This is a genomic window from Streptomyces sp. NPDC001507 (assembly GCF_042894765.1).
In the GTDB taxonomy this organism is placed as follows: Bacteria; Actinomycetota; Actinomycetes; order Streptomycetales; family Streptomycetaceae; genus Streptomyces.
Genome location: NZ_JBIAVV010000006.1, coordinates 123,962 through 143,953 on the forward strand (window position 1 = coordinate 123,962; position 19,992 = coordinate 143,953).

Sequence of the window (19,992 nt, forward strand, 5' to 3'; positions counted from 1 at the left end):
CGGCAGCGGGCTCCTCTGTCAGCCGGCGTCGTCGGCCTCGCGGTCGCCGTATCTCTCGGCCAGTTCCGCGATCGTGCGAGCCATGCGTGCGCGCAGTTCGGGCGGCTCCAGGACCTCGATGTCCGTGCCCAGGCGGAGGAACTGGGCGGTCGCGTGGTCGACCGACTCGATCGGGACGCGGGCCAGGGTCCAGGCGGCGGTCGTCTCGACCGTCTCCGCCCTGGGGAGCGTCACCCCCGGCGCGAGCCGGACCAGGGCCTCGCCGCCGTCGCGGTACAGCCGGATCTGGAAGTCGCGTTGGTACGCGGTCCAGTGGGCGGCCAGGTCGAAGGCTTCCGGGCGGCTGAACTCCTCGTCCAAAAGGCTCAGTTCGAGGATCTGGTCGACCCGGTAGGTGCGCGGTCCGGGGGCCGCGACCACGTACCAGCGGCCCGCCTTGAGGACCAGTCCGTACGGTTCCAGGCGACGCCGCACCTCGGTCGGCTCGCGCCAGCGGCGGTAGCGGACGTCCAGGGCACGGCCGTTCCAGACCGCCTCGGCAACCGCCGCGAGGTACGGCGTCTCGTCGGCGTCCGCGTACCAGCCGGGGGCGTCGAGGTGGAAGCGGCCGCTGATCCGGTCGGCGTGGTCGCGCAGCTCCGGCGGCAGGGCGGCGCGGACCTTGAGCTGGGCGGCGGCCAGGACCGGGCCGAGCCCGAGGTCGGCGGCGGGGCCGGGGGCACCGGCGAGGAAGAGGGCCTCGGCCTCGGCCGTGGTGAGGCCGGTGAGGCGGGTGCGCCAGCCGTCGAGGAGGCGGTAGCCGCCGGCATGGCCCGCGTCGCCGTACAGCGGGACGCCGGCCGCGCCCAGGGCCTCGACGTCCCGGTAGACCGTGCGGACGGAGACCTCCAGCTCCGCGGCGAGCTGGGCGGCGGTCATCCGGCCCCGGGTCTGGAGCAGCAGGAGGATGGCGACGAGCCGGCTGGACTTCACCGCCCCAGGATCCCCGACTCCACTGACATGAGGTGTCAGTGAAGCGGTCCTAGCGTCACGTCCATGAGCTTCACGGAGAAACTGCTGACCGTGCCGCCGCCGATCACGGTGGCCGGCCGGCACATCAAGCGCTACCACGTCACCGCCGATCCCGCGGGCATCGCGCCCGACGTCGAGGAGGCGGCGTACGCGCTCCTGCCCGGGCTGCTGCCGGAGCCGGACGGCACCCCGCCGGCGACCTTCGTGGTCCTGCACCGGGGCGGGGACAGCGGCGCCTACCTCAACGCGTACAGCTGGGTGTGGGACAACGTGCTCCACTTCCGGTGCGCGGCGGCGGGCCAGCCGGCGCTCGGCTGCCCGGACACGGACCCGACCCATTTCACCGAGCCGGCCGTGCCGTGGATCGGCTGCGTCTGGGAGCTGCCGCCGATCCAGCACGAACGGGACGCCTGGGTTCGGCACCTGCTCGCGCCCGAGGTCCCCGACCTGGCGGCCTACCTGGCCGACTCCCTTTCCGCGGGAACCACCGGAGGCCGCGCGTGAGCACGCCGAACGACTTCGACTTCTTGCACGGCGAGTGGGAGGTCCGCAACCGCCGCCGTACCGACTTCCTCGACCCGGACAGCGCATGGGTGGAGTTCCCCGCCGTCAGCCGCTGCCTGCCGCTGTTCGGCGGTGCCGCGAACGTCGACGAGATCGACATGCCGTATCTGGGCGCGAAGGGCCTGACCCTGCGGCTCTTCGAGCCGGAGACCCGGCAGTGGTCGCTGAACTGGGCGGCGAGCCGGAGCGGGAAGCTGTTCCCGCCGGTCGTCGGGCGGTTCGACGGCGGCCGGGGGGAGTTCTACGGCGACGACACGCACGCGGGCAGGCAGGTCCGGGTGCGGTTCGTGTGGTCGGGGGTCTCCCCCGGCGGCGCGCGCTGGGAGCAGGCGTTCTCGGTGGACGGCGGTCAGACCTGGGTGACCAACTGGACGATGGACTTCAGCAGGCCGCCGGTCTCCTGAACGCCCTCACGTCGAAGCGGGGGTCGGGGCGGCGGCGGTCCTGGTCGGGCAGGGCCGCCAGCCGTTCGGCGAAGCCCTCGGCGCGGGGGTCGTCCGGCGGGAGCATCGTGAACCAGCCGCGCCGCAGGTCGGCGAGGGTGGAGCGGGGGCTGCGGCCCTGGCCGACGCCGGTGAAGGCGGCCTGTCCGGCGGGCAGCAGGCCGCTCGCGCGGGCGTGCGCGGTCACGTCCGCGCAGGCGTCGGACGCCGGGCGACGCGGGCGGGCGGCGAGGACGGCGTCGATGTCGCTGCCGACGTCGTGCGCGGCGGCCTTGTCGACGGTGGTGACGTACACCCCGCCGGGCCGCAGCACCCGCGCGCACTCGGCGACGATCCCGCGGACCTCGGTGGCGTCCGCTATGAGGTGGAGCAGCCAGACGGTCGTGACGGCGTCGAACGTGGCGTCGGGGAAGGGCAGTCGACGGCTGTCGGCGAGCAGGACCGATCCCGGCAGCCGGGCGGCCGCCATCCGGGCCATACCGGGTGCGCGGTCCGCGCCGGTGACCTGGAGCGCCGGGCGGGCGGCGGCGAGGCGGCGGGTGACGATGCCGGTGCCGCAGGCGAGGTCGAGGAGACGGGCGGGACGGGCGGGGCTGCCGAGGTTCTCGGGGATCAGGGTGAGAACGGCCGCCGCGGCAGCCGCCGCGCGGGCCTCGCCGCCGCGTGTCGCGTCGTAGGCCCCGGCTTCCTTGTCGTAGTCGAGCACATGGCTCAGTGTGCGCCGTGGCCTGGGGCGATGTCCTCCACCCTGTGGGCGAGTTCGAAGTCCTTGGCGGTCACGGCGCCGCCCACGCTGTGGGTGTTCACGGTGAGGGTGACGGTGTTGTAGCCGAGGGTGAGGTCGGAGTGGTGGTCGAGTTCGTCCTGGATGCGGGCGATGTGCACGACCAGGGCGACGGCGGCGAAGTGCGAGTCGAGGCGGTAGGCGCGGGCGAGCCGGTCGCCGTCCAGTGACCAGCCGGGCAGCTCGGCCAGCCGGTCCTCGGTCTCCTGCTGCGACAGCGGTGCGACGGCCATGGTGCGGCTTCCTTCCCGGGGACCGGCGAGTGACGTGGGCGTAGCTGCGTTCAGCCTGCCATGGACAGGCCGTCCGGGCTGCGCTGCGCGGTCGCGTGTCCGGTCGTCGGCCACGCTCCTCGGCCACGACCGTCGGCCACCGTCCTCGGCTACGGTCGTCGGCATGACCCTTGTCGCCTCCGGCCCCGTCCCCTCCCGCTCCAACGCCCCCGACGGCCAGGGCGTCGGCCCGCTGCTGCGCGCGTGGCGGGAGCGGCGGCGGGTGAGCCAGCTGGAGCTGGCACTGCGTGCCGACTCCTCGGCCCGGCACATCAGCTTCGTCGAGACGGGCCGGTCGCGGCCGAGCGAGGAGATGGTGCTGCGCCTCGCCGAGCACCTGGACGTACCGGTGCGGGAGCGCAACGCGCTGCTGCTGGCGGCCGGTTACGCCCCGCACTATCCGGAGACCCCGCTGGACGACCCGGCGCTGGACGCGCTGCGCGACGGCATGGAGCGGCTGATCCGTGGCTACGAGCCGTATCCGGCGCTGGTCGTGGACGCCACGTACACGGTGGTCGCCGCCAACCGGGGCATCGCCATGCTCCTGGAGGGCGTCCCGGAGTCGCTGCTCGCGCCCGCCCCGAACGCGATGCGGCTGACTCTGCACCCGGAGGGACTGGCGCCGCGCATCCGCAACCTGCGTGAGTGGCGCGGGCATCTGCTGGAGCAGATGGGGCGCCAGATCGCGCTGCACCGCTCCGACGCGCTGCGGGAGCTGTACGAGGAGGTCGCCGCCTATCCGGTGCCGGCCGGCGTGGAGGGCGCCGAACCAGCCGAACCCGGCGAACCCGTCGCGTACTTCGCGCTGCCGATGCGGATCGAGCACGCGGGGCGGGTGCTGTCGTTCGTGTCGTCGATCTCGACGTTCAACACGCCGATGGACGTGACGGTCGCGGAGCTGGCCATCGAGACGTTCCTGCCCGCGGACCCGGCCACCGCCAAGTTCCTCCACTCGTTGGTAAGTTGACGGAAGCAGTTCCCTCGACCAGGTGTGCGAGGCGGCATCGCGTGACACACTGCTCCCCGTACTTGGGCACGTTGGGGAGGCGTGGCGTGAGTGAACGGCGTGCTGCGCCCACCGTGGGGCAGGTCGTGCTCGGCAAGCGGCTGCAGGAACTGCGCGAGGCGGCCGGCCTGGGCCGCGACGAGGCGGCGCGGGTCCTGCGGGTGGCCCAGGCCACGGTGCGGCGCATGGAGATGGCCGAGGTCGCGCTGAAGATCCCGTACATCCAGGTGCTGCTGGAGACGTACGGGGTGGCCGAGGAGGAGCAGGCCGCGTTCATACGGCTGGCCGAGGAGGCCAACCAGCCCGGCTGGTGGCAGCGGTTCCACGACGTGCTGCCGGACTGGTTCAGCCTGTACGTGAGCCTGGAGGGCGCCGCCCGGGTCGTCCGCTCCTACGAGCCGCACTTCCTTCCCGGGCTGTTGCAGACCGAGGCGTACGCGCGGGCCGTGATGGAGTCCGGGACGATCGGCCACAGCGATCCCACGGCCGTGGAACGGCACGTGGCGCTGCGCATGACCCGGCAGCGGCTGCTGGAGCAGGACGATCCGCCCCACCTGTGGGTGATCATGGACGAGACGGTGCTGCGGCGCCCGGCCGGCGACGCCGAGGTGATGCGCGACCAGGTCGACAAGCTCCTGGCCTACGTCGAACGGGACCGGATAACCCTGCAGCTCGCCGAGTTCGCGAGCGGTCCGCACCCGGGGACGTACGCGCCGTTCACGCTGTTCCGGTTCGCCGAGCCCGAGCTGCCCGACATGGTCTTCACCGAGTACCTGACCGGCGCCCTGTACCTGGACTCCCGCGACGAGGTCGGGGCGCACCTGGAGGTGCTGGACCACATGACGGCCCGCGCGGCCTCGGCACAGCGGACCGAGGACCTGCTGCGGGAGTACCGCGACAAGCTCTGAGCGGGAGTACCGCGACCGACAGACCCTGATCCGAGGAGCACAGACCGTGAGCGCACCCGAGCCCGCCCCGACCTCGATCGACACGAGCCGGCCGCATCCGGCGCGGGTGTACGACTGGTGGCTGGGCGGCAAGGACAACTACCCGGTGGACGAGGAGCTGGCCCGGCGGATCCTCGCCGTGGACGGCACGGTGCTGCGCGGGGCGCGGGCCAACCGCCGGTTCATGCAGCGGGCCGTGCGGACCGTCGCCGAGTCCGGTACCCGGCAGTTCCTGGACATCGGCACGGGCATCCCGACCGAGCCGAACCTGCACCAGGTGGCACAGGGCGTGGCGGCGGAGTCGAAGGTGGTGTACGCGGACAACGACCCGATCGTGCTGCGTCACGCGGAGGCGCTGCTGCGCGGCACGGAGGAGGGCAGCACCGCGTACGTGCACGCCGACGTCCGGGACACCGGCACCCTGCTGGCCCGGGCCGCCGAGACCCTGGACTTCGCGGAGCCCGTCTCGCTGTCGCTGGTGGCGCTGACCCACTACCTCGACGACGACCCGGACGGCGACGACGTGTACGGCCTGCTGCGCGGGTACGTCGACGCGCTCGCCCCCGGCAGCCATCTGATCCTGTCCCAGGTCACCCCGGACCTCAGCCCGGAGGCGGTCGAGCAGGCGGCCGCGAACTTCCGGCGCAGCGGTACGCCCTTCCACCCGCGCTCGCTGCCCGCGTTCCACCGCTTCTTCGACGGCCTGGAGCTGCTCGGCCCGGGGGTGATCCCGGTCTCCGGCTGGCGTCCGGAGCCGGAGGACGTGGCCGGCCAGGCGGAGGGCATCGTGCCGGTGTACGGCGGGGTCGCCCGCAAGGTCTGACCCGTCCGGCCGCCCTGAACAGGTGCGTTCCCGAGCCCGCCCCTAGCGTCGAAGCGACGGGTGAGCAAGGGAGCGGACGTGACCGACACGCGGACACCGCCGAAGGAGCCGGGCGCGGCGCTGCTGAGCGCCGCCCGGTTCTTCCGGCCGGGCACGCCCGCCCCCGGTCTGCCCAGCGCGGCCCTGACCGGCGGCCGGGAGGAGCCCCGCGGCTGCCCGCGGGGGGCCGCGCTCTCCTGGTACACGTACTCGCCGGCCCGGGTGCGCCACCCGTACGTCCGGGGCGTGCTCCTGGAGATGTACCGGGAGGCCAAGCGGCGGCTGCGGGACCCGGTGCTGGCCTGGGCGGCCCTCCAGAACGACCCGGAGCGGCGCCACCGTTACCAGCGGGCGCGCGGCAAGGACGGCCTGGTGCGGGCGAGTTGGGACGAAGCACTGGAGATCGTCGCCGCCGCGCAGGTGCACACGATCAAGACGTACGGCCCGGACCGGATCGCGGGCTTCTCCCCCACCCCCGCGGTGTCGATGGTGTCGCACGCGGCCGGCGCCCGCTACCACTCCCTGATCGGCGCCCCGATGCTGTCGTGGCACGACGGGTACGCGGACCTGCCGGTGGCCTCGCCGCAGGTCTTCGGCGAGCAGACGGACGTACCGGAGTCGGGCGACTGGCGGGACGCCGCCTATCTGATGATGTGGGGCTCGAACGGCCCGGTGACCCGCGCCCCGGACGTGCACGGGATGGCGGAGGCCCGCTACCGCGGCCAGAAGGTGGTGGTGGTCTCCCCGGACTACGCGGACAACGCGAGGTTCGCCGACGAGTGTCTGCACCCGCACCCCGGCACCGACGGCGCGCTGGCCCTCGCGATGGGCCACGTGGTCCTCAAGGAGTTCTTCGTCGACCGCGAGACGCCGTTCTTCGCGGACTACGTACGCAAGTTCACCGACCTGCCGTTCCTGGTGACCCTCACCGAGCGGGACGGCGCGTACGTGCCGGGCAAGTTCCTGCGCGCCACCGACCTCGGGCAGCAGGGCGAGGGCGCCGAGTGGAAGACGGTCGTCCTGGACGCCGCCACCGGCCGCGCGGTCGTCCCGAACGGCTCCCTCGGCTTCCGCTGGACGGACTCGGGCAAGGGCCGCTGGAACCTGGAACTCGGCGCGATCGAACCACAGTTGACCCTGTACGGCAGTTGGGTCGCGGCCGGGGTGGAGGTGCTGCTCCCCCGCTTCGACACCGACGGCGGCGAGCACGGCCGGGGCAGCGGGGACGTCCTGCGGCGCGGGGTCCCGGCGACCCGCCTCGGCGGCGCGCACGGCCCGCTGGTGACGACCGTCTACGACCTGCTGCTCGCCCAGTACGGCGTGTGGCGGCACGGGCTGCCGGGCGGCTGGCCCACCCACTACGCGGACGCCGACGCCCCGGGCACCCCCGCCTGGCAGGAGCGGCACACCTCGGTCCCGGCCGCCAAGTGCATCAAGATCGCGAGGGAGTTCGCGCGGACCGCCGAGCGCTCCAAGGGCCGCTGCATGATCCTGATGGGCGCGGGCACGAACCACTGGTTCCACGCCGAGACCATCTACCGCGCCTTCCTGGCCCTGCTCCAACTCACCGGCTGCCAGGGCCGCAACGGCGGCGGCTGGGCGCACTGCACCGGCCAGGAGAAGTGCCGCCCGGTCACCGGCTGGGCCGGCTTGGCGTCCGCCGGCGACTGGTCCCGGCCGCCGCGCCAGATGACCGGCACCGCCTACTGGTTCCTCCACACCGACCAGTGGCGCTACGACCGGTTCGGCGCCGACGTCCTGGCCTCACCCCTGGGTGCGGGCAGGTTCGCCGGGATGACCGGCGCCGACTGCCTGGCGCTGTCGGCCCGTGCGGGCTGGATGCCGTCGTACCCGACCTTCGACCGCAACCCTCTCGAACTGGGCGAGGTGCCCGGTGACCCGGTGGCCGCGGCGGTGGCCGGGCTCAAGACGGGGACCCTGAAGTTCGCGTGCGAGGACCCGGACGCCCCGGAGAACTGGCCGCGCGTCCTGACCCTCTGGCGGGCCGACCTCCTCGGCTCCTCGGCGGAGGGCGCCGAGTACCTCACCAAGCACCTCCTCGGCACGCCCTCCTCCCTGCGTGCCGAGGAGGCATCCCCGGACCAGCGCCCCCGGGACGTGACCTGGCGGGACGAGGCGCCCGAGGGCAAGCTCGACCTGCTGCTCTCCCTGGACTTCCGGCAGACCTCCTCCACCCTGCTGTCGGACGTCGTACTGCCGGCCGCCACCTGGGGCGAGAAGCACGACCTGTCGTCCACCGGCATGCATCCCTACGTGCGCGCCTTCACCCCGGCCGTGGAACCGCCCTGGCAGGCGCGCACCGACTTCGACATCTTCAAGGCGCTCGCGGAGCGGCTGAGCGGGCTGGCCGTGCGCCATCTCGGGGTGCGCAGGGACCTGGTGGCCGTACCGCTGCAGCACGACACCCCGGACGAGACCGCCCAGCCCGGCGGGGTGGTACGGGACTGGAAGCGCGGCGAGTGCGAGCCGGTGCCCGGTGAGACCATGCCGAACCTGAGCGTGGTGGAGCGGGACTACACGGCGATCGGCGGCAGGTTCGCGGCGCTCGGTCCGCTGGTGGAGGAGCTGGGGCTGCCCGCCAAGGGGATCGTCCTCAGCCCGGACCAAGAGGTCGCGCGGCTGCGGGAGTCGCACGGGGTCGGTTTTGAGGGCCGTCCCTCGCTCGACACGGCGGTGAAGGCGGCCGACGCCGTCCTCGCGCTCTCCGGCACCACCAACGGCCGCCTCGCCACCCAGGGTTTCCGCACCCTGGAGCAGCGCACCGGGCAGGAGATGGCCCACCTGGCCGCCGAGCACGAGGGCAGGCGGGTCACCTACGCCGACACGCAGGCGGCGCCGGTCCCGGTGATCACCTCGCCGGAGTGGTCGGGCAGCGGGTCCGACGGCCGCAGGTACACGGCGTTCACCCTGAACACCGAGCACCTCAAGCCGTGGCACACGCTCACCGGCCGCCAGCACTTCTTCCTCGACCACGACTGGGTCCACGAGCTCGGCGAGGCACTGCCCGTCTACCGGCCGCCGCTGGACATGAACAAGCTGGTCGGCGAACCGCGTGTCGGCCCCGACGGGCAGCGCGAGGTGACGGTCCGCCAACTCACCCCGCACGGCGCGTGGTCGATCCACTCCGCGTACCAGGACAACCTGTTCATGCCGGCGCTCTCCCAGGGTGGCCGGAACATCTGGATGTCCCCGCAGGACGCGGACACGATCGGGGTCGGGGACGACGACTGGGTGGAGGCGGACGACCGCAACGGCGTGGTGGTGGCCCGCGCGGTCGTCTCGCACCGGATGCCGGCCGGCACGGTCTACCTGCACCACGCCCAGAAGCGCACGGTGGCCGTCCCGAAGGCGGAGGCCACCGGCGTGCGCGGCGGCATCCACAACCCGCTGACCCGGCCGATCCTCAAGCCCTCGCACCTGATCGGCGGCTACGCCCAGCTGTCCTGGTCCTGCGACTACCCGGGCCCGACGGGCAGCCGGCGCGACGAGGTGACGGTGATCCGGCGCCGTGCCCAGGAGGTCGAGCACTGATGCGCCCGATGGCCCAGATCGCGATGGTCATGAACCTCGACAAGTGCATCGGCTGTCACACCTGTTCGGTCACCTGCAAGCAGGCATGGACCGACCGGCGGGGCATGGAGCACGTCTGGTTCAACAACGTCGAGACCCGCCCCGGCCAGGGCTATCCGCGCCGTTACGAGGACCAGGAGCGGTGGCGCGGCGGCTGGGAGCTGAACCGGCGGGGCGCGCTCAAGCTCAAGGCGGGCGGCCGGCTGCACAAGCTGGCCGGGATCTTCGCCTATCCCAGGCTCCCGGAGATCAAGGACTACTACGAGCCCTGGACGTACGAGTACCGCAACCTCACCGACGCCCCGCTCGGCGACGGCTATCCGGTGGCCCGCCCGGTCTCCCAGCCCGACGGCAAGCCCATGAAGATCGAGTGGTCCGCGAACCGGGACGACGGCCTGGCCGCTGCCGCCGCCCACGGCGACCCGGACCCGCTGGTCGCGCGCGCCCGCCAACAGGCTTCGGACAAGGTGCGGTTCGAGTTCGAGCAGACCTTCACGTTCTACCTGCCCCGCATCTGCGAGCACTGCCTGAACCCGTCCTGCGTGGCCTCCTGTCCGTCCGGGGCGATGTACAAGCGGACCGAGGACGGCATCGTGCTGGTCGACCAGGACCGGTGCCGGGGCTGGCGGATGTGCGTCACCGGCTGCCCGTACAAGAAGGTCTACTTCAACCACACCACCGGCAAGGCCGAGAAGTGCACGCTGTGCTCCCCGCGGATCGAGGCCGGTCTGCCCACGGTCTGCTCGGAGACCTGCGTGGGCCGATTGCGCTACCTCGGGGTGGTCCTCTACGACGCCGACCGGGTGACGGCGGCCGCCGAGACCGCGGACGAGAAGGCGCTGTACGAGGCCCAGCTGGGCGTCTTCCTCGACCCGGAGGACCCGGCCGTGCGGCGGGCCTGCGCGGCGGCGGGCATCCCGGACGACTGGACGGAGGCGGCCCGCCGCTCCCCGGTCCACGCGCTGATCAGCAGGTACCGGGTGGCGCTGCCGCTGCATCCGGAGTACCGCACGCTGCCCATGGTCTGGTACATCCCGCCGCTGTCCCCCGTCGTGGACGCGCTCTCCGAGACCGGTCACGACGGCGAGGACGCCGGCAACCTGTTCGCCGCGATCGACACCCTGCGCATCCCGCTCGAATACCTGGCCGAGTTGTTCAGCGCGGGCGACCCCGCCCCGGTCCGCGCCTGCCTGGAGAAGCTCGCGGCGATGCGCTCCCACATGCGGGCGCTCAACCTGGGCGAGGAGCCGGACCCGGCGATCGGCCGCGCGGTCGGCATGCGGCCGGAGGAGATCGAGGCGATGTACCGGCTGCTGGCGATCGCCAGGCACGAGGACCGGTACGTGATCCCGACGGCGGCCGTCGGCGACGCCCGCCGCCTGGAGGAGTCCGCGCTGCCCGACGGGTGCAGCCTCGACTTCGACGGCGGCCCGGGCATGGGCGGCGACGGCCCCTTCGGCCAGGACTCGGGGCGGAAACTGCTCCCTGTGGTGTCGGTGCAGAACTTCCACGGTCTGCGCAGACGGCAGACCGCCGGCACTCCCGACGAGGCGAAGGAGGACTGATGCCCTCGGACGCGGTGTTCTACCAGGCGGCGGCGCTCTGTCTGACCTACCCGGACGACGACTTCGTCGCCCGGCTGCCGCTGCTGCGCGAAGCCGCCCCGCAACTGCGGGAGTTCACCGACCATGCGACGGTGACCCCACCGCAGGAGCTGGCCGCGCACTACGTGCAGGTCTTCGACTTCAAGAACCGGCACAGCCTCTACCTCAGCTGGTGGCGGGACGGCGACACCCGGCGCCGGGACATGTCCCTGGGCCGCTTCCAGGACATCTACAAGGCGTACGGGATGGAGTTCGCCGGCGAGGAACTGCCGGACTTCCTCCCCGCCGTCCTGGAGTTCACGGCCCGCACCGGCAACACCGACCTGCTCACCGAGCACCGCGACTGCCTGGCGCAACTGCGCGGCAGGCTCACCGACTTCGGCACCCCGTACGCGTGTGTCCTGGACGCGGTCTGCGCCGCCCTGCCGGCCCCGCCCGGCGGAGTGCGCCCATGACCACCTTCCTGTGGGGCGCCCTGCCCTACATCGCCTGCGCCCTCCTGGTAGCCGGCCTGACCTGGCGCTACCGCCACGACAGGTGCGGCTGGACCAGCCGCTCCTCCCAGGTCCACGAGTCGAGGCTGCTGGACACCGCCTCCCCCGTCTTCCACTACGGCATCCTGTTCGTCCTGGCCGGCCACCTCGTCGGCCTGCTCGTCCCGGCGTCCTGGACCCGGTCGCTCGGCGTCGACGCGCACACGTGCCACCTGTTCTCCCTCTACGGCGGCACGCTCGCGGGCGTCCTCACGGTGGCCGGACTGGCCCTCCTCGTGTACCGCCGCCGCACCCGGGTCCCCGTGCCGGGCGCCACGACGGCGAACGACAAGGTCATGTACCTGGTCCTGATCGCCGCGATGGTGCTGGGCATGACCGCGAAGCTGAGCCGCACCGCCGGCGACGGCTACGACTACCGCGCCACCATCGCCCCCTGGGCCCGCAGCCTCCTCACCCTCCGGCCGAGGACAGCCCTGATGGCGGACGTCCCGGTCCTCCACCAGGTCCACGCGGTCATCGGCATGCTCCTCATCACCCTGATCCCGTACACCCGCCTGGTCCACATGTTCAGCGCCCCGGTCCAGTACCTGTTCCGCCCGTACGTGGTGTACCGGTCGAGGGATCCCCGCCAGTCGGGCCCCCGCCCGGAACGCCGGGGCCGGGAGACCACCCGCAACTGATCTCTTCCGCCCGCCACCACGCCCTTCCGGCCGCAACCGAACTCTCTCCGCCCACAACCAGGCCTTTTTCCCGCCGCAACGGCGCTCAGCCACGACGGCGCAGCCCGGTGGTGCCTCACCCGGCCGCACCCCGGTCCCTCTCGTCGTCCACGATCTCGGCGTCCACCACACCCTCCTCCTCGCCGGCCTCGGGCGCCCGCTGTTCCTCGGCCGAACCGCTGGAGGCACTGGCATACATGGCCTGCCCCATCTGCTGGCTCACGCTCGCCAGTTTCTCCACCCCCCGCCGCAGCTCCCCGGTGTCGGCGTCCCGCTCCAGCAGCGCCTTCAGCTCGGTGATCGCCGCCTCCACCTCGGACTTCGTGGCGCCCGGCACCCGCTCCTCGTTCTCCCGGAGGAACTTCTCCGTCTGGTAGACGAGTTGCTCGGCCTGGTTCCGGGTCTCCGCGGCCTCACGCCGCTTGCGGTCCTCCTCGGCGTACTGCTCCGCCTCCCGCATCATGCGGTCGATGTCGTCCTTGGGGAGCGCGGAGCCGCCGGTCACGGTCATCTTCTGCTCGCGGCCGGTCGCCAGGTCCTTCGCCGAGACGTGCATGATCCCGTTCGCGTCGATGTCGAAGGCCACCTCGATCTGCGGCACCCCGCGCGGTGCGGGCGGCAGGCCGGTGAGGTCGAAGACGCCCAGCTTCTTGTTGTACGCGGCGATCTCGCGTTCGCCCTGGTAGACCTGGATGCCCACCGAGGGCTGGTTGTCGGCCGCGGTCGTGAAGATCTCCGAACGCCGGGTCGGGATCGTGGTGTTGCGCTCGATGAGTCTGGTCATGATGCCGCCCTTGGTCTCGATGCCCAGGGACAGCGGGGTGACGTCGAGCAGCAGCACGTCCTTCACGTCACCGCGGATGACTCCCGCCTGGAGGGCCGCGCCGACCGCGACCACCTCGTCCGGGTTGACGCCCTTGTGCGGGTCCTTGCCGGTGAGTTCACGGACCAGTTCGGTGACGGCGGGCATCCGGGTGGACCCGCCGACCAGGATGACGTGGTCGATCGCCGACACCTGCACGCCCGCGTCCTTGACGGCCTGGTGGAAGGGTTTCTTGCAGCGGTCCAGCAAGTCGGCGGTCAGCTCCTGGAACTGGGCCCGCGTCAGCTTCTCCTCCAGATGCAGCGGCCCCTCCGCGGAGGCCGTGATGTACGGCAGGTTGATCGACGTCTCCGTCGACGACGACAGCTCGATCTTCGCCTTCTCGGCGCTCTCGCGCAGCCGCTGCACCGCCATCTTGTCGTTGCCGAGATCGACGCCGTACTGCCCCTTGAACCGCTTCACGAGGTGCTCGACGACCCGCTGGTCCCAGTCGTCGCCGCCCAGGTGCGTGTCGCCGTTGGTGGCCTTGACCTCGATCACGCCGTCGCCGATCTCCAGGAGCGACACGTCGAAGGTGCCGCCGCCGAGGTCGAAGACGAGGACGGTCTGCTCCTCGCCCCGGTCCAGGCCGTAGGCCAGCGCGGCGGCCGTCGGCTCGTTGATGATCCGCAGCACCTTCAGCCCGGCGATCTCCCCGGCCTCCTTGGTGGCCTGCCGCTGGGCGTCGTCGAAGTACGCGGGCACGGTGATCACCGCGTCGGTGACGTCCTCGCCGAGGTAGGCCTCGGTGTCCCGCTTGAGCTTCTGCAGCACGCGCGCCGAGAGCTCCTGGGCCCGGAAGCGGGTGCCGTCGACGCTTCCGCTCTCCGGGAACCGCCAGGCCGCGTCGCCCATGTGCCGCTTGACCGAGCGCGCGGTGCGGTCCACGTTGGTCACCGCCTGCCGTTTGGCGACCTCGCCGACCAGCACGTCGCCGTTCTTCGCGAAGGCCACGACCGACGGCGTGGTGCGCGCCCCCTCGGCGTTGGCGACGACGGTGGGCTCACCGCCCTCCAGCAGGGCCACCACCGAGTTCGTCGTACCGAGGTCGATACCGACCGCACGTGCCATGTCCGTCCCCTTTCCGCCCGGGCGCTTCCCCGACTCCAGCACAAAACTTGAGCGAGCTGTTGTCAATGCCGGGTACCCCGGGAACGACGCTGCCGCGCACCCTCGGACGAGGGGTGCGCGGCAGCGCGGCGGGCGGGACGGTCAGGCGAGCTTCGCGTCCAGGGTGATCGTGGTGCCGGCCAGGGCCTGGCTGACCGGGCAGTTCTTCTTGGCGTCCTCGGCGGCGGCGACGAAGCCGTCCGCGTCCAGGCCGGGGACGGTGCCCTCGACGGTCAGGTGGATGCCGGTGATGCCGGTGCCCGGCTGGAAGGTGACGTCGGCGTTGGTGACCAGCTTGGTGGGCGGGGTGCCGGCACCGGTCAGGGCGTGCGACAGCGCCATGGAGAAGCAGCTGGAGTGGGCGGCCGCGATCAGCTCCTCGGGGCTGGTCCTGCCGTTCGCCTCCTGGGAGCGCGAGGCCCACGTGACGGGCTGCTCGCCGATACCGGAGGAGTCGAAGGTGATGACACCGTTGCCCTCGGTCAGGCTGCCTTCCCAGACGGTGTGTGCGGTGCGCGTGGTAGCCACGGTTGTTCCTTTCGGCGATGAAGGCGAATGAACCGGTTCGCTCGCCCCATCCGATCACATCAGGGCTCACCGCACCCGGAAGACCGGCCCACGGGGGGTGAACGGCAGGCGACGTCCGTCCGGGATCAGGTAGGCGTGCTCGCGGCGCACCCGCAGGACGTCGCACCAGCCGTCGGTGATCACCAGGACCGGCGCGGCGGGCGGGAGGTCGTCGGCGCGCTGGAGCAGGTCGATGCCGGGCTGCAGGACCGTCCCGCCGCGGCCGTGCACGCGGACCCGGCCGGCGATCTCGGTGGTCGGGAGGTAGCCGGCGTCGTGCGGGGCCGCGTCGCAGAAGACGACACGTGCGGCGGGTACGTCACGGGCCTCGGCGTAGGAGGCGATCGCGCCGAGGGCCTTGCCGAGCAGGGTGCGGTCCATGGAGCCCGAGGTGTCGAGGACCACGCCGAAGGTGCAGCGGGCGACCTCCTCGGGCGGGAAGTACCGGCCGGCGCGCGGGATGTCCGGGGTGGACGACTGCCGGCGCGAGGGGCGGGCGTACGACCGTACGGCCTCCGGGCGCGGCACGAACTCGTCGAACCAGCGGGCGAGCCGGGCGTCCCAGGGCAGCGGCGGATGGCTGAGTGCGCGGATCTCCTCGACCAGTCCGCCGGGCAGCAGGCCCCGGTCCTGCGTCTGGTGCAGGTCGAGCCCCTGACTCAGCCCGCGGCGGTAGAACTCGTCGAGGTCGACGTACGCGCCGGGCGGCCCGAGCGGCGCGCCCAGCACGTCACCGCGTCCCTTGCCGCGGAGGGTGGCGAGCCGCCGCATCCGTCTCAGGTCGACGGCGATCCGGTCGTACACCTCCTCGGCCGACAGCCCCTTCAGCCCGGCGTCGTACAGCAGCCCTTCGGGCATGGTGCCGACGCGCATCTCGACCAGCCAGCCGTTGATGACGTAGTCGCAGGCGATGTTGAAGAGGTAGGGGTCGCGGGCGCCGAGGCGGTCGCCGTGGCGCAGGGCGGCGTGCAGCATCTCGTGGGCGAGGACGAACCGCCACTCCTCGTCGTCCATGGTCCGCAGCGGGTTGACGTAGATCTCGCCGGCCTCGGGGTTGACGGCGGCGACGGAGATGTCGTGGGCGCGGGCCAGTTCGGCGTCGGCGACGAGTTTGATGCCGGCCGCGATGCCGCCGAGCAGCGGGTAGGAGGAGACGAACCAGCGCAGCGCCTGTTCCCAGGGGCGCAGTGGAGTGGGCGGCCCGGACATGGAGGTGCGGCGGCCGCCGGCCAGGTCCATCGCCCGGGACATGGTGCGGGTCAGCGCGTGCGCGAACCCCACCTGCCAGTCGGGCACTTGGCCGGCCCACTTGTTCCAGGAGAGGAGGAGCTGGTCGGGCTCGCCGCCGTTCGTCCCTCCGCGCTCGTACGCCGCCGGGATGCCACCGGTCCGGCGCCAGCCGGCGGCGAGCCGCTCCTCGTCGCCCTCCGGGTAGGAGGCGGGCAGGTGGCCGGGGGCCTCGCCGACCGGGAAGGTCTCCAGGAAGCGGTTGACGACGGTGCAGCGGGCGGCGAGGTCGTAGCGGTCGGGCTGGTCACGCGGCCCGGTGGCGGCCGGGAGGTGCCCGAAACCGAGATGGATGGTGCAGTGCGCCAACGCCCAGGCCCACTCGGCGGGTTCGGCCCGCCGGGTGGCGTGCGCGTGCAGCACCCCGTCGGAGTCCGCGCGCACCAGCCCCTCGCGGGGGGCGAGTTCACACTTCTCGTGCCGGCAGATCGTGAACTCCACCGCCCGCAGGGCGGGGTTGGCCCGCAGCAGCTCGACACCGGCCGCGAAGTTCTCGGCGGCCGGGTCCTTCTTCTTGTGCGCTGCGGTGGCCCGGCTCATCGCCGGGCCTCCACCAGCCGGGGCATGTCCCGGGCCGCCTCGATCAGGAACCAGGCGGGCAGGACCGGGTTGCCGTCGGCGTCGGAGGCGATGACGGTCTGGGCGACCTCGACGGAGATCTCGGCCAGCTGCACCAGCAGCGACTTGGCGCGGTAGGCGGTCTGCCGGCCGTTCGCCGACATGTGCTCCTTGTCGGCGGGCAGTTCCTTGACGAGTCGTCCCCGGAAGGACTCGGCGAGGTAGTAGAGCAGGTCGCGGTCCTCGATGCGGGGCGGCCAGCCCGCGTCCCCCTTCAAGATGGCCTCGATCCCGAACCGGCTGCGCACGATCTTGACGTATCCGCAGAAGGCGGTGGCGTGGGCGGGGGTGAGCGTGCCGTGCGCCAGTACCTTCAGCGTGTCCTCGTCCAGGTCACGGCCGAAGGAGTGCAGGGCGTCGGAGAGCATGTGCCAGGAGCGCGGGGTGGAGAACGGCTCCTCGGTCTTCGGCGGCTTGGACCACAGGTGGTCGGGCCGGTCGGTGAGGTGGTCCAGGATCCACGGGTGGATGCCGTTGGCCCCGGCCCAGGCGAGCCAGTCGTGCGCGGAGGCCTCCAGGTGGACGTGGGCCAGCCGGTTGACGAGCGCGGAGGCGATGGGCCGGGCGAGGGCGTTGTCGGTGGCCCGGTTGCCTGCGCCGATGACGATCGAGCCCTTGGGCAGCTCGTAGTTCCCGATGCGCCGGTCGAGGATCAGCGAGTAGAACGCCTTCTGCACGTCGGGCGTGGCCGCGTTCAGCTCGTCGAGGAAGAGGCAGTAGGGCTCGTCCCGGGCGATCGCTTCGGGCGGACAGAACACGGACCGCCCGTCCCGGATCTGCGGAACACCGATCAGGTCCTCGGGCGCGAGCTGCGTACCCAGCAGACTCACACACTCCAGCCCGAGCGACTCGGCGAACTCCCGCACCAGGGAGGACTTCCCGATCCCGGGCGCCCCCCAGATGAACACGGGCCGCACGGTGGCAAGACCGAGGAGGAGTTCGGGGATACGGGAGGGGGTGACGGTCACGGCTGCCTGCAAGAGGCTGCTCCTTGGGGGTGTTCGAGAGATGTGCGACTCGAACAGTGTGAGCCGGGGGCATGGCGAACGCAGCTGAATTTCCGGAGGGCTCGCCTGCAGCGCCCCGTAAGGGGCGCTGGGGGTACCCCCGGCCGAAGGCTGGGGGAGGAACTGCGCGACCAGCCCCCCACCGACCCGCAGTGAACGAACTACGCAGCCCTCTCACCCTCCGCAGACAAGGGAACCTGCGGCCCATCCGCCTCCTGGAGCCACCGCCGCAGCACTCGATGCACGGCCTCGGCTCCCACGAGCTCTTCTCTGTCCCCTGCCGGCTCGGAAACACAGACCGGTGACAGGAGGAACGGCCGCCCCTGCGCGCCCCCCAGCCCTCCGTGCGACCCGATCTGCTCCTCGAAAGCGAGCACCTCCCCGCTCTCCGGGTCGTACCACGAGTTCACCATGATGTCGGCGGTGTGCGGAAAGGAGTGCGTCCGCCGCACCGCATCGGCGGCGCCCGCCCCGAACACGGCCAGCGGCCCCGCAGGGCCGTCCAGCCGGTCGAGCGGGATCTCCGCGCCGTACGCGCCGAGCACCACCCCGCCGTGCTCCTCGCTGCGCACCAGCAGGAACCCGATGCCGGGATGGTTGGCGAGCGTGGTGAGCAGCGCGGGGTGGCGGGCGTCCAGCTCCTCCTTGGTCATGCGGTGCGGCACGTCCGGGAAGGAGATCAGGCCGAGGTTGCCGGAGGCGAGCACGACCGGCTCCGAGTGCCGGGTCGGCCGGTGCTTCTCGCCGCCCTCCTCGACCGGCCTGCGCAGCGCCGCTCGGACGGCGGCCCGCGCCTCCGTGCCGCTGTGGGTGCGCTCGGCCCTGCGCGGCACGGGCAGTCCGCAGCCTGCCCTGACCAGGTCGCCGAGGCCGAGTCCGTAGCGGGTGTGGAAGGTCTCGCCGGGGCTCTGGCCGTGGTCGGAGAGGACGACGATCCGGTACTGCCGCGGGGCGTGTTCCGCGGCCTTCTCGATCAGGGCGAGGGCACGGTCCAGGCGTTGCAGCACCTTCTCCGCGTCCCGGCTGTGCGGTCCTGAGTGGTGGGCGACCTCGTCGTAGGCGACCAGGTCGGCGTAGACGGCGGTGCGGCCGACGAGGAGGTCGCCCATGACCGCGGCGACGACGACGTCCCGTTCGACGACGGTCGCGAAGGCGCGGACGAAGGGGTAGAGGCCGCCCCGCTTGACGCGCGGGCGCTGCTTGCGGAGCCGGGCCGTGGTGGACTGGCCGATCTCGCGGCCGACCTCGGCGAAGAAGGAGAGTGCGGTGCGGACGGCGTTGGCCGGGTCGGCGAAGTACGCGAAGTAACCGGCGCGGGAACGGTTCTCCCGGCCGCGGCGGCGGGTGGCTATGGACAGGACCAGGGCCTGTTCGTCGGCGCCGCCGCTGAAGAGGTTGCCGCGGCTGGCGCCGTCCAGGGAGAGCAGCCCCCCGTCGGCGGTGCGCTCGACCGCCCGGCGCTGGAGTTCGGCGGCACTGGTCGGCCGGTTGCAGACCATCACCTCGCGGCTGTCCTTCTCGTACCAGCGGAAGGCGGGGACGTCGAAGTTGGAGCCGTGCAGGATGCCGAGCTGGCTGGCTCCGGTCTGGCTGGACCAGTCGGTGCGCCACGGGGTGAGCCGGTGGGTGGGCTGGGCCTGGCCCGCGCCCAGCCAGCCGGCGACGGTCGGCATCAGGCCCTTGGCGACGGCGGCGGTCAGGACGTCGTGGCCGACGCCGTCGAGCTGCAGGAAGACGGTGCCGGGGGTGGCCCGGCAGGGCGGGTGGGAGCTGCGGCGGCGGGTGGCGAGCCGGGAGAGCCGGCGGCGGTAGGCGTCGTCGTCGCGGACGGCGAGGGCACCGCCGGTGGCGGAGGCGACGGCGGACATCACGGCGGCCACGATCACGGCGGTCTCCGGCGCGGCCTCGCTCTGCCCGGAGGGGTTGATGCGCAGGGCGACGAGGAGCAGGGAACCGTTGAGGAAGAAGACCAGCAGGCCGAGGACGAGGGCGGGCACGAGCAGCAGGAGCCGTACGAGGAGGGGCCAGACGACGGCCGAGAGCACACCGAAGGCGCCGGCACCGAGGGCGGCGGTCATGGCGATGCGGGTGGCGCTGTCACCGTCGGGTGACTGGAGCTGGAAGTCGGGCAGGAGGCCGGCGAGGACCAGCATGGTGACGGTGGACACCGCCCACACCGTGACGCTCCGCCCGGCCTGACTGACGACCCGCCGCCACCGCACGCCCCCACCGACCTCACGTCCG

Annotated in this window: 17 protein-coding genes; 9 read left to right on the plus strand and 8 right to left on the minus strand. The window is 72.5% G+C overall.

The window, feature by feature from the left end; all coding sequences use genetic code 11:
- Positions 1 to 18: 18 nt before the first annotated feature.
- A complete protein-coding gene (locus ACFY0K_RS20575) occupies positions 19 to 972 on the minus strand; it encodes a helix-turn-helix transcriptional regulator (protein ID WP_390641042.1) in 954 nt (317 codons plus the stop codon).
- A gap of 63 nt (positions 973 to 1,035) precedes the next feature.
- Here ACFY0K_RS20575 and ACFY0K_RS20580 point away from each other — a divergent pair, with 63 nt between their 5' ends.
- Positions 1,036 to 1,515, plus strand: coding sequence for a hypothetical protein (locus ACFY0K_RS20580; RefSeq protein WP_390641043.1), 480 nt, complete (start codon positions 1,036 to 1,038; stop codon positions 1,513 to 1,515).
- Positions 1,512 to 1,979, plus strand: coding sequence for a hypothetical protein (locus tag ACFY0K_RS20585; protein ID WP_390641044.1), 468 nt, complete (start codon positions 1,512 to 1,514; stop codon positions 1,977 to 1,979). The genes ACFY0K_RS20580 and ACFY0K_RS20585 overlap by 4 nt, the downstream gene beginning before the upstream one ends.
- On the opposite strand, the gene ACFY0K_RS20590 is transcribed toward ACFY0K_RS20585, so the two are convergent.
- Both ACFY0K_RS20590 and ACFY0K_RS20595 read right to left on the minus strand, forming a co-directional pair.
- A complete protein-coding gene (locus tag ACFY0K_RS20590) occupies positions 1,957 to 2,724 on the minus strand; it encodes a class I SAM-dependent methyltransferase (protein WP_390641045.1) in 768 nt (255 codons plus the stop codon). The genes ACFY0K_RS20585 and ACFY0K_RS20590 overlap by 23 nt on opposite strands.
- Before the next feature lie 5 nt (positions 2,725 to 2,729).
- Positions 2,730 to 3,035 (minus strand): 4a-hydroxytetrahydrobiopterin dehydratase, encoded by a 306-nt coding sequence (locus ACFY0K_RS20595; RefSeq protein WP_390641046.1) that lies wholly within the window; start codon positions 3,033 to 3,035, stop codon positions 2,730 to 2,732.
- 163 nt (positions 3,036 to 3,198) lie between these two features.
- On the opposite strand from ACFY0K_RS20595, the gene ACFY0K_RS20600 reads away from it, so the two are divergent.
- The 7 genes from ACFY0K_RS20600 (at position 3,199) to narI (ending at position 12,258) form a co-directional block, all read left to right on the plus strand.
- A complete protein-coding gene (locus tag ACFY0K_RS20600) occupies positions 3,199 to 4,041 on the plus strand; it encodes a helix-turn-helix domain-containing protein (RefSeq protein WP_390641047.1) in 843 nt (280 codons plus the stop codon).
- 86 nt (positions 4,042 to 4,127) lie between these two features.
- Entirely contained in the window at positions 4,128 to 4,988 is an 861-nt protein-coding gene (locus ACFY0K_RS20605; RefSeq protein ID WP_390641048.1) for a helix-turn-helix domain-containing protein, read from the plus strand.
- 46 nt (positions 4,989 to 5,034) lie between these two features.
- The gene (locus tag ACFY0K_RS20610) at positions 5,035 to 5,850 is read left to right on the plus strand and encodes an SAM-dependent methyltransferase (protein ID WP_390641049.1); all 816 of its coding nucleotides are present in this window, start codon (positions 5,035 to 5,037) and stop codon (positions 5,848 to 5,850) included.
- Positions 5,851 to 5,928: 78 nt separating this feature from the next.
- Entirely contained in the window at positions 5,929 to 9,441 is a 3,513-nt protein-coding gene (locus ACFY0K_RS20615; protein WP_390641050.1) for a nitrate reductase subunit alpha, read from the plus strand.
- Positions 9,441 to 11,045 carry a nitrate reductase subunit beta gene (gene narH / locus ACFY0K_RS20620; RefSeq protein WP_390641051.1) on the plus strand — a complete coding sequence of 535 codons (1,605 nt, stop codon included), beginning with the start codon at positions 9,441 to 9,443 and terminating at the stop codon, positions 11,043 to 11,045. Before ACFY0K_RS20615 ends, narH begins: the two co-directional genes overlap by 1 nt.
- On the plus strand, positions 11,045 to 11,539 hold the full coding sequence (narJ, locus tag ACFY0K_RS20625) for a nitrate reductase molybdenum cofactor assembly chaperone (protein WP_390641052.1): 495 nt from the start codon (positions 11,045 to 11,047) through the stop codon (positions 11,537 to 11,539). Before narH ends, narJ begins: the two co-directional genes overlap by 1 nt.
- Positions 11,536 to 12,258 carry a respiratory nitrate reductase subunit gamma gene (narI, locus tag ACFY0K_RS20630; protein ID WP_390641053.1) on the plus strand — a complete coding sequence of 241 codons (723 nt, stop codon included), beginning with the start codon at positions 11,536 to 11,538 and terminating at the stop codon, positions 12,256 to 12,258. Before narJ ends, narI begins: the two co-directional genes overlap by 4 nt.
- A 115-nt stretch (positions 12,259 to 12,373) precedes the next feature.
- On the opposite strand, the gene dnaK is transcribed toward narI, so the two are convergent.
- The 5 genes from dnaK to ACFY0K_RS20655 form a co-directional block, all read right to left on the minus strand.
- On the minus strand, positions 12,374 to 14,230 hold the full coding sequence (gene dnaK, locus ACFY0K_RS20635; protein WP_390641054.1) for a molecular chaperone DnaK: 1,857 nt from the start codon (positions 14,228 to 14,230) through the stop codon (positions 12,374 to 12,376).
- A gap of 141 nt (positions 14,231 to 14,371) precedes the next feature.
- Positions 14,372 to 14,797 carry an OsmC family protein gene (locus ACFY0K_RS20640; RefSeq protein WP_352357578.1) on the minus strand — a complete coding sequence of 142 codons (426 nt, stop codon included), beginning with the start codon at positions 14,795 to 14,797 and terminating at the stop codon, positions 14,372 to 14,374.
- 66 nt (positions 14,798 to 14,863) lie between these two features.
- A complete protein-coding gene (locus tag ACFY0K_RS20645) occupies positions 14,864 to 16,663 on the minus strand; it encodes a hypothetical protein (protein WP_390641055.1) in 1,800 nt (599 codons plus the stop codon).
- On the minus strand, positions 16,660 to 17,721 hold the full coding sequence (locus ACFY0K_RS20650; protein ID WP_390641056.1) for an ATP-binding protein: 1,062 nt from the start codon (positions 17,719 to 17,721) through the stop codon (positions 16,660 to 16,662). The genes ACFY0K_RS20645 and ACFY0K_RS20650 overlap by 4 nt, the downstream gene beginning before the upstream one ends.
- 188 nt (positions 17,722 to 17,909) lie before the next feature.
- Positions 17,910 to 19,970, minus strand: a complete 2,061-nt coding sequence (locus ACFY0K_RS20655; protein WP_390641057.1) for an alkaline phosphatase family protein — start codon at positions 19,968 to 19,970, stop codon at positions 17,910 to 17,912.
- Positions 19,971 to 19,992: the final 22 nt, after the last annotated feature.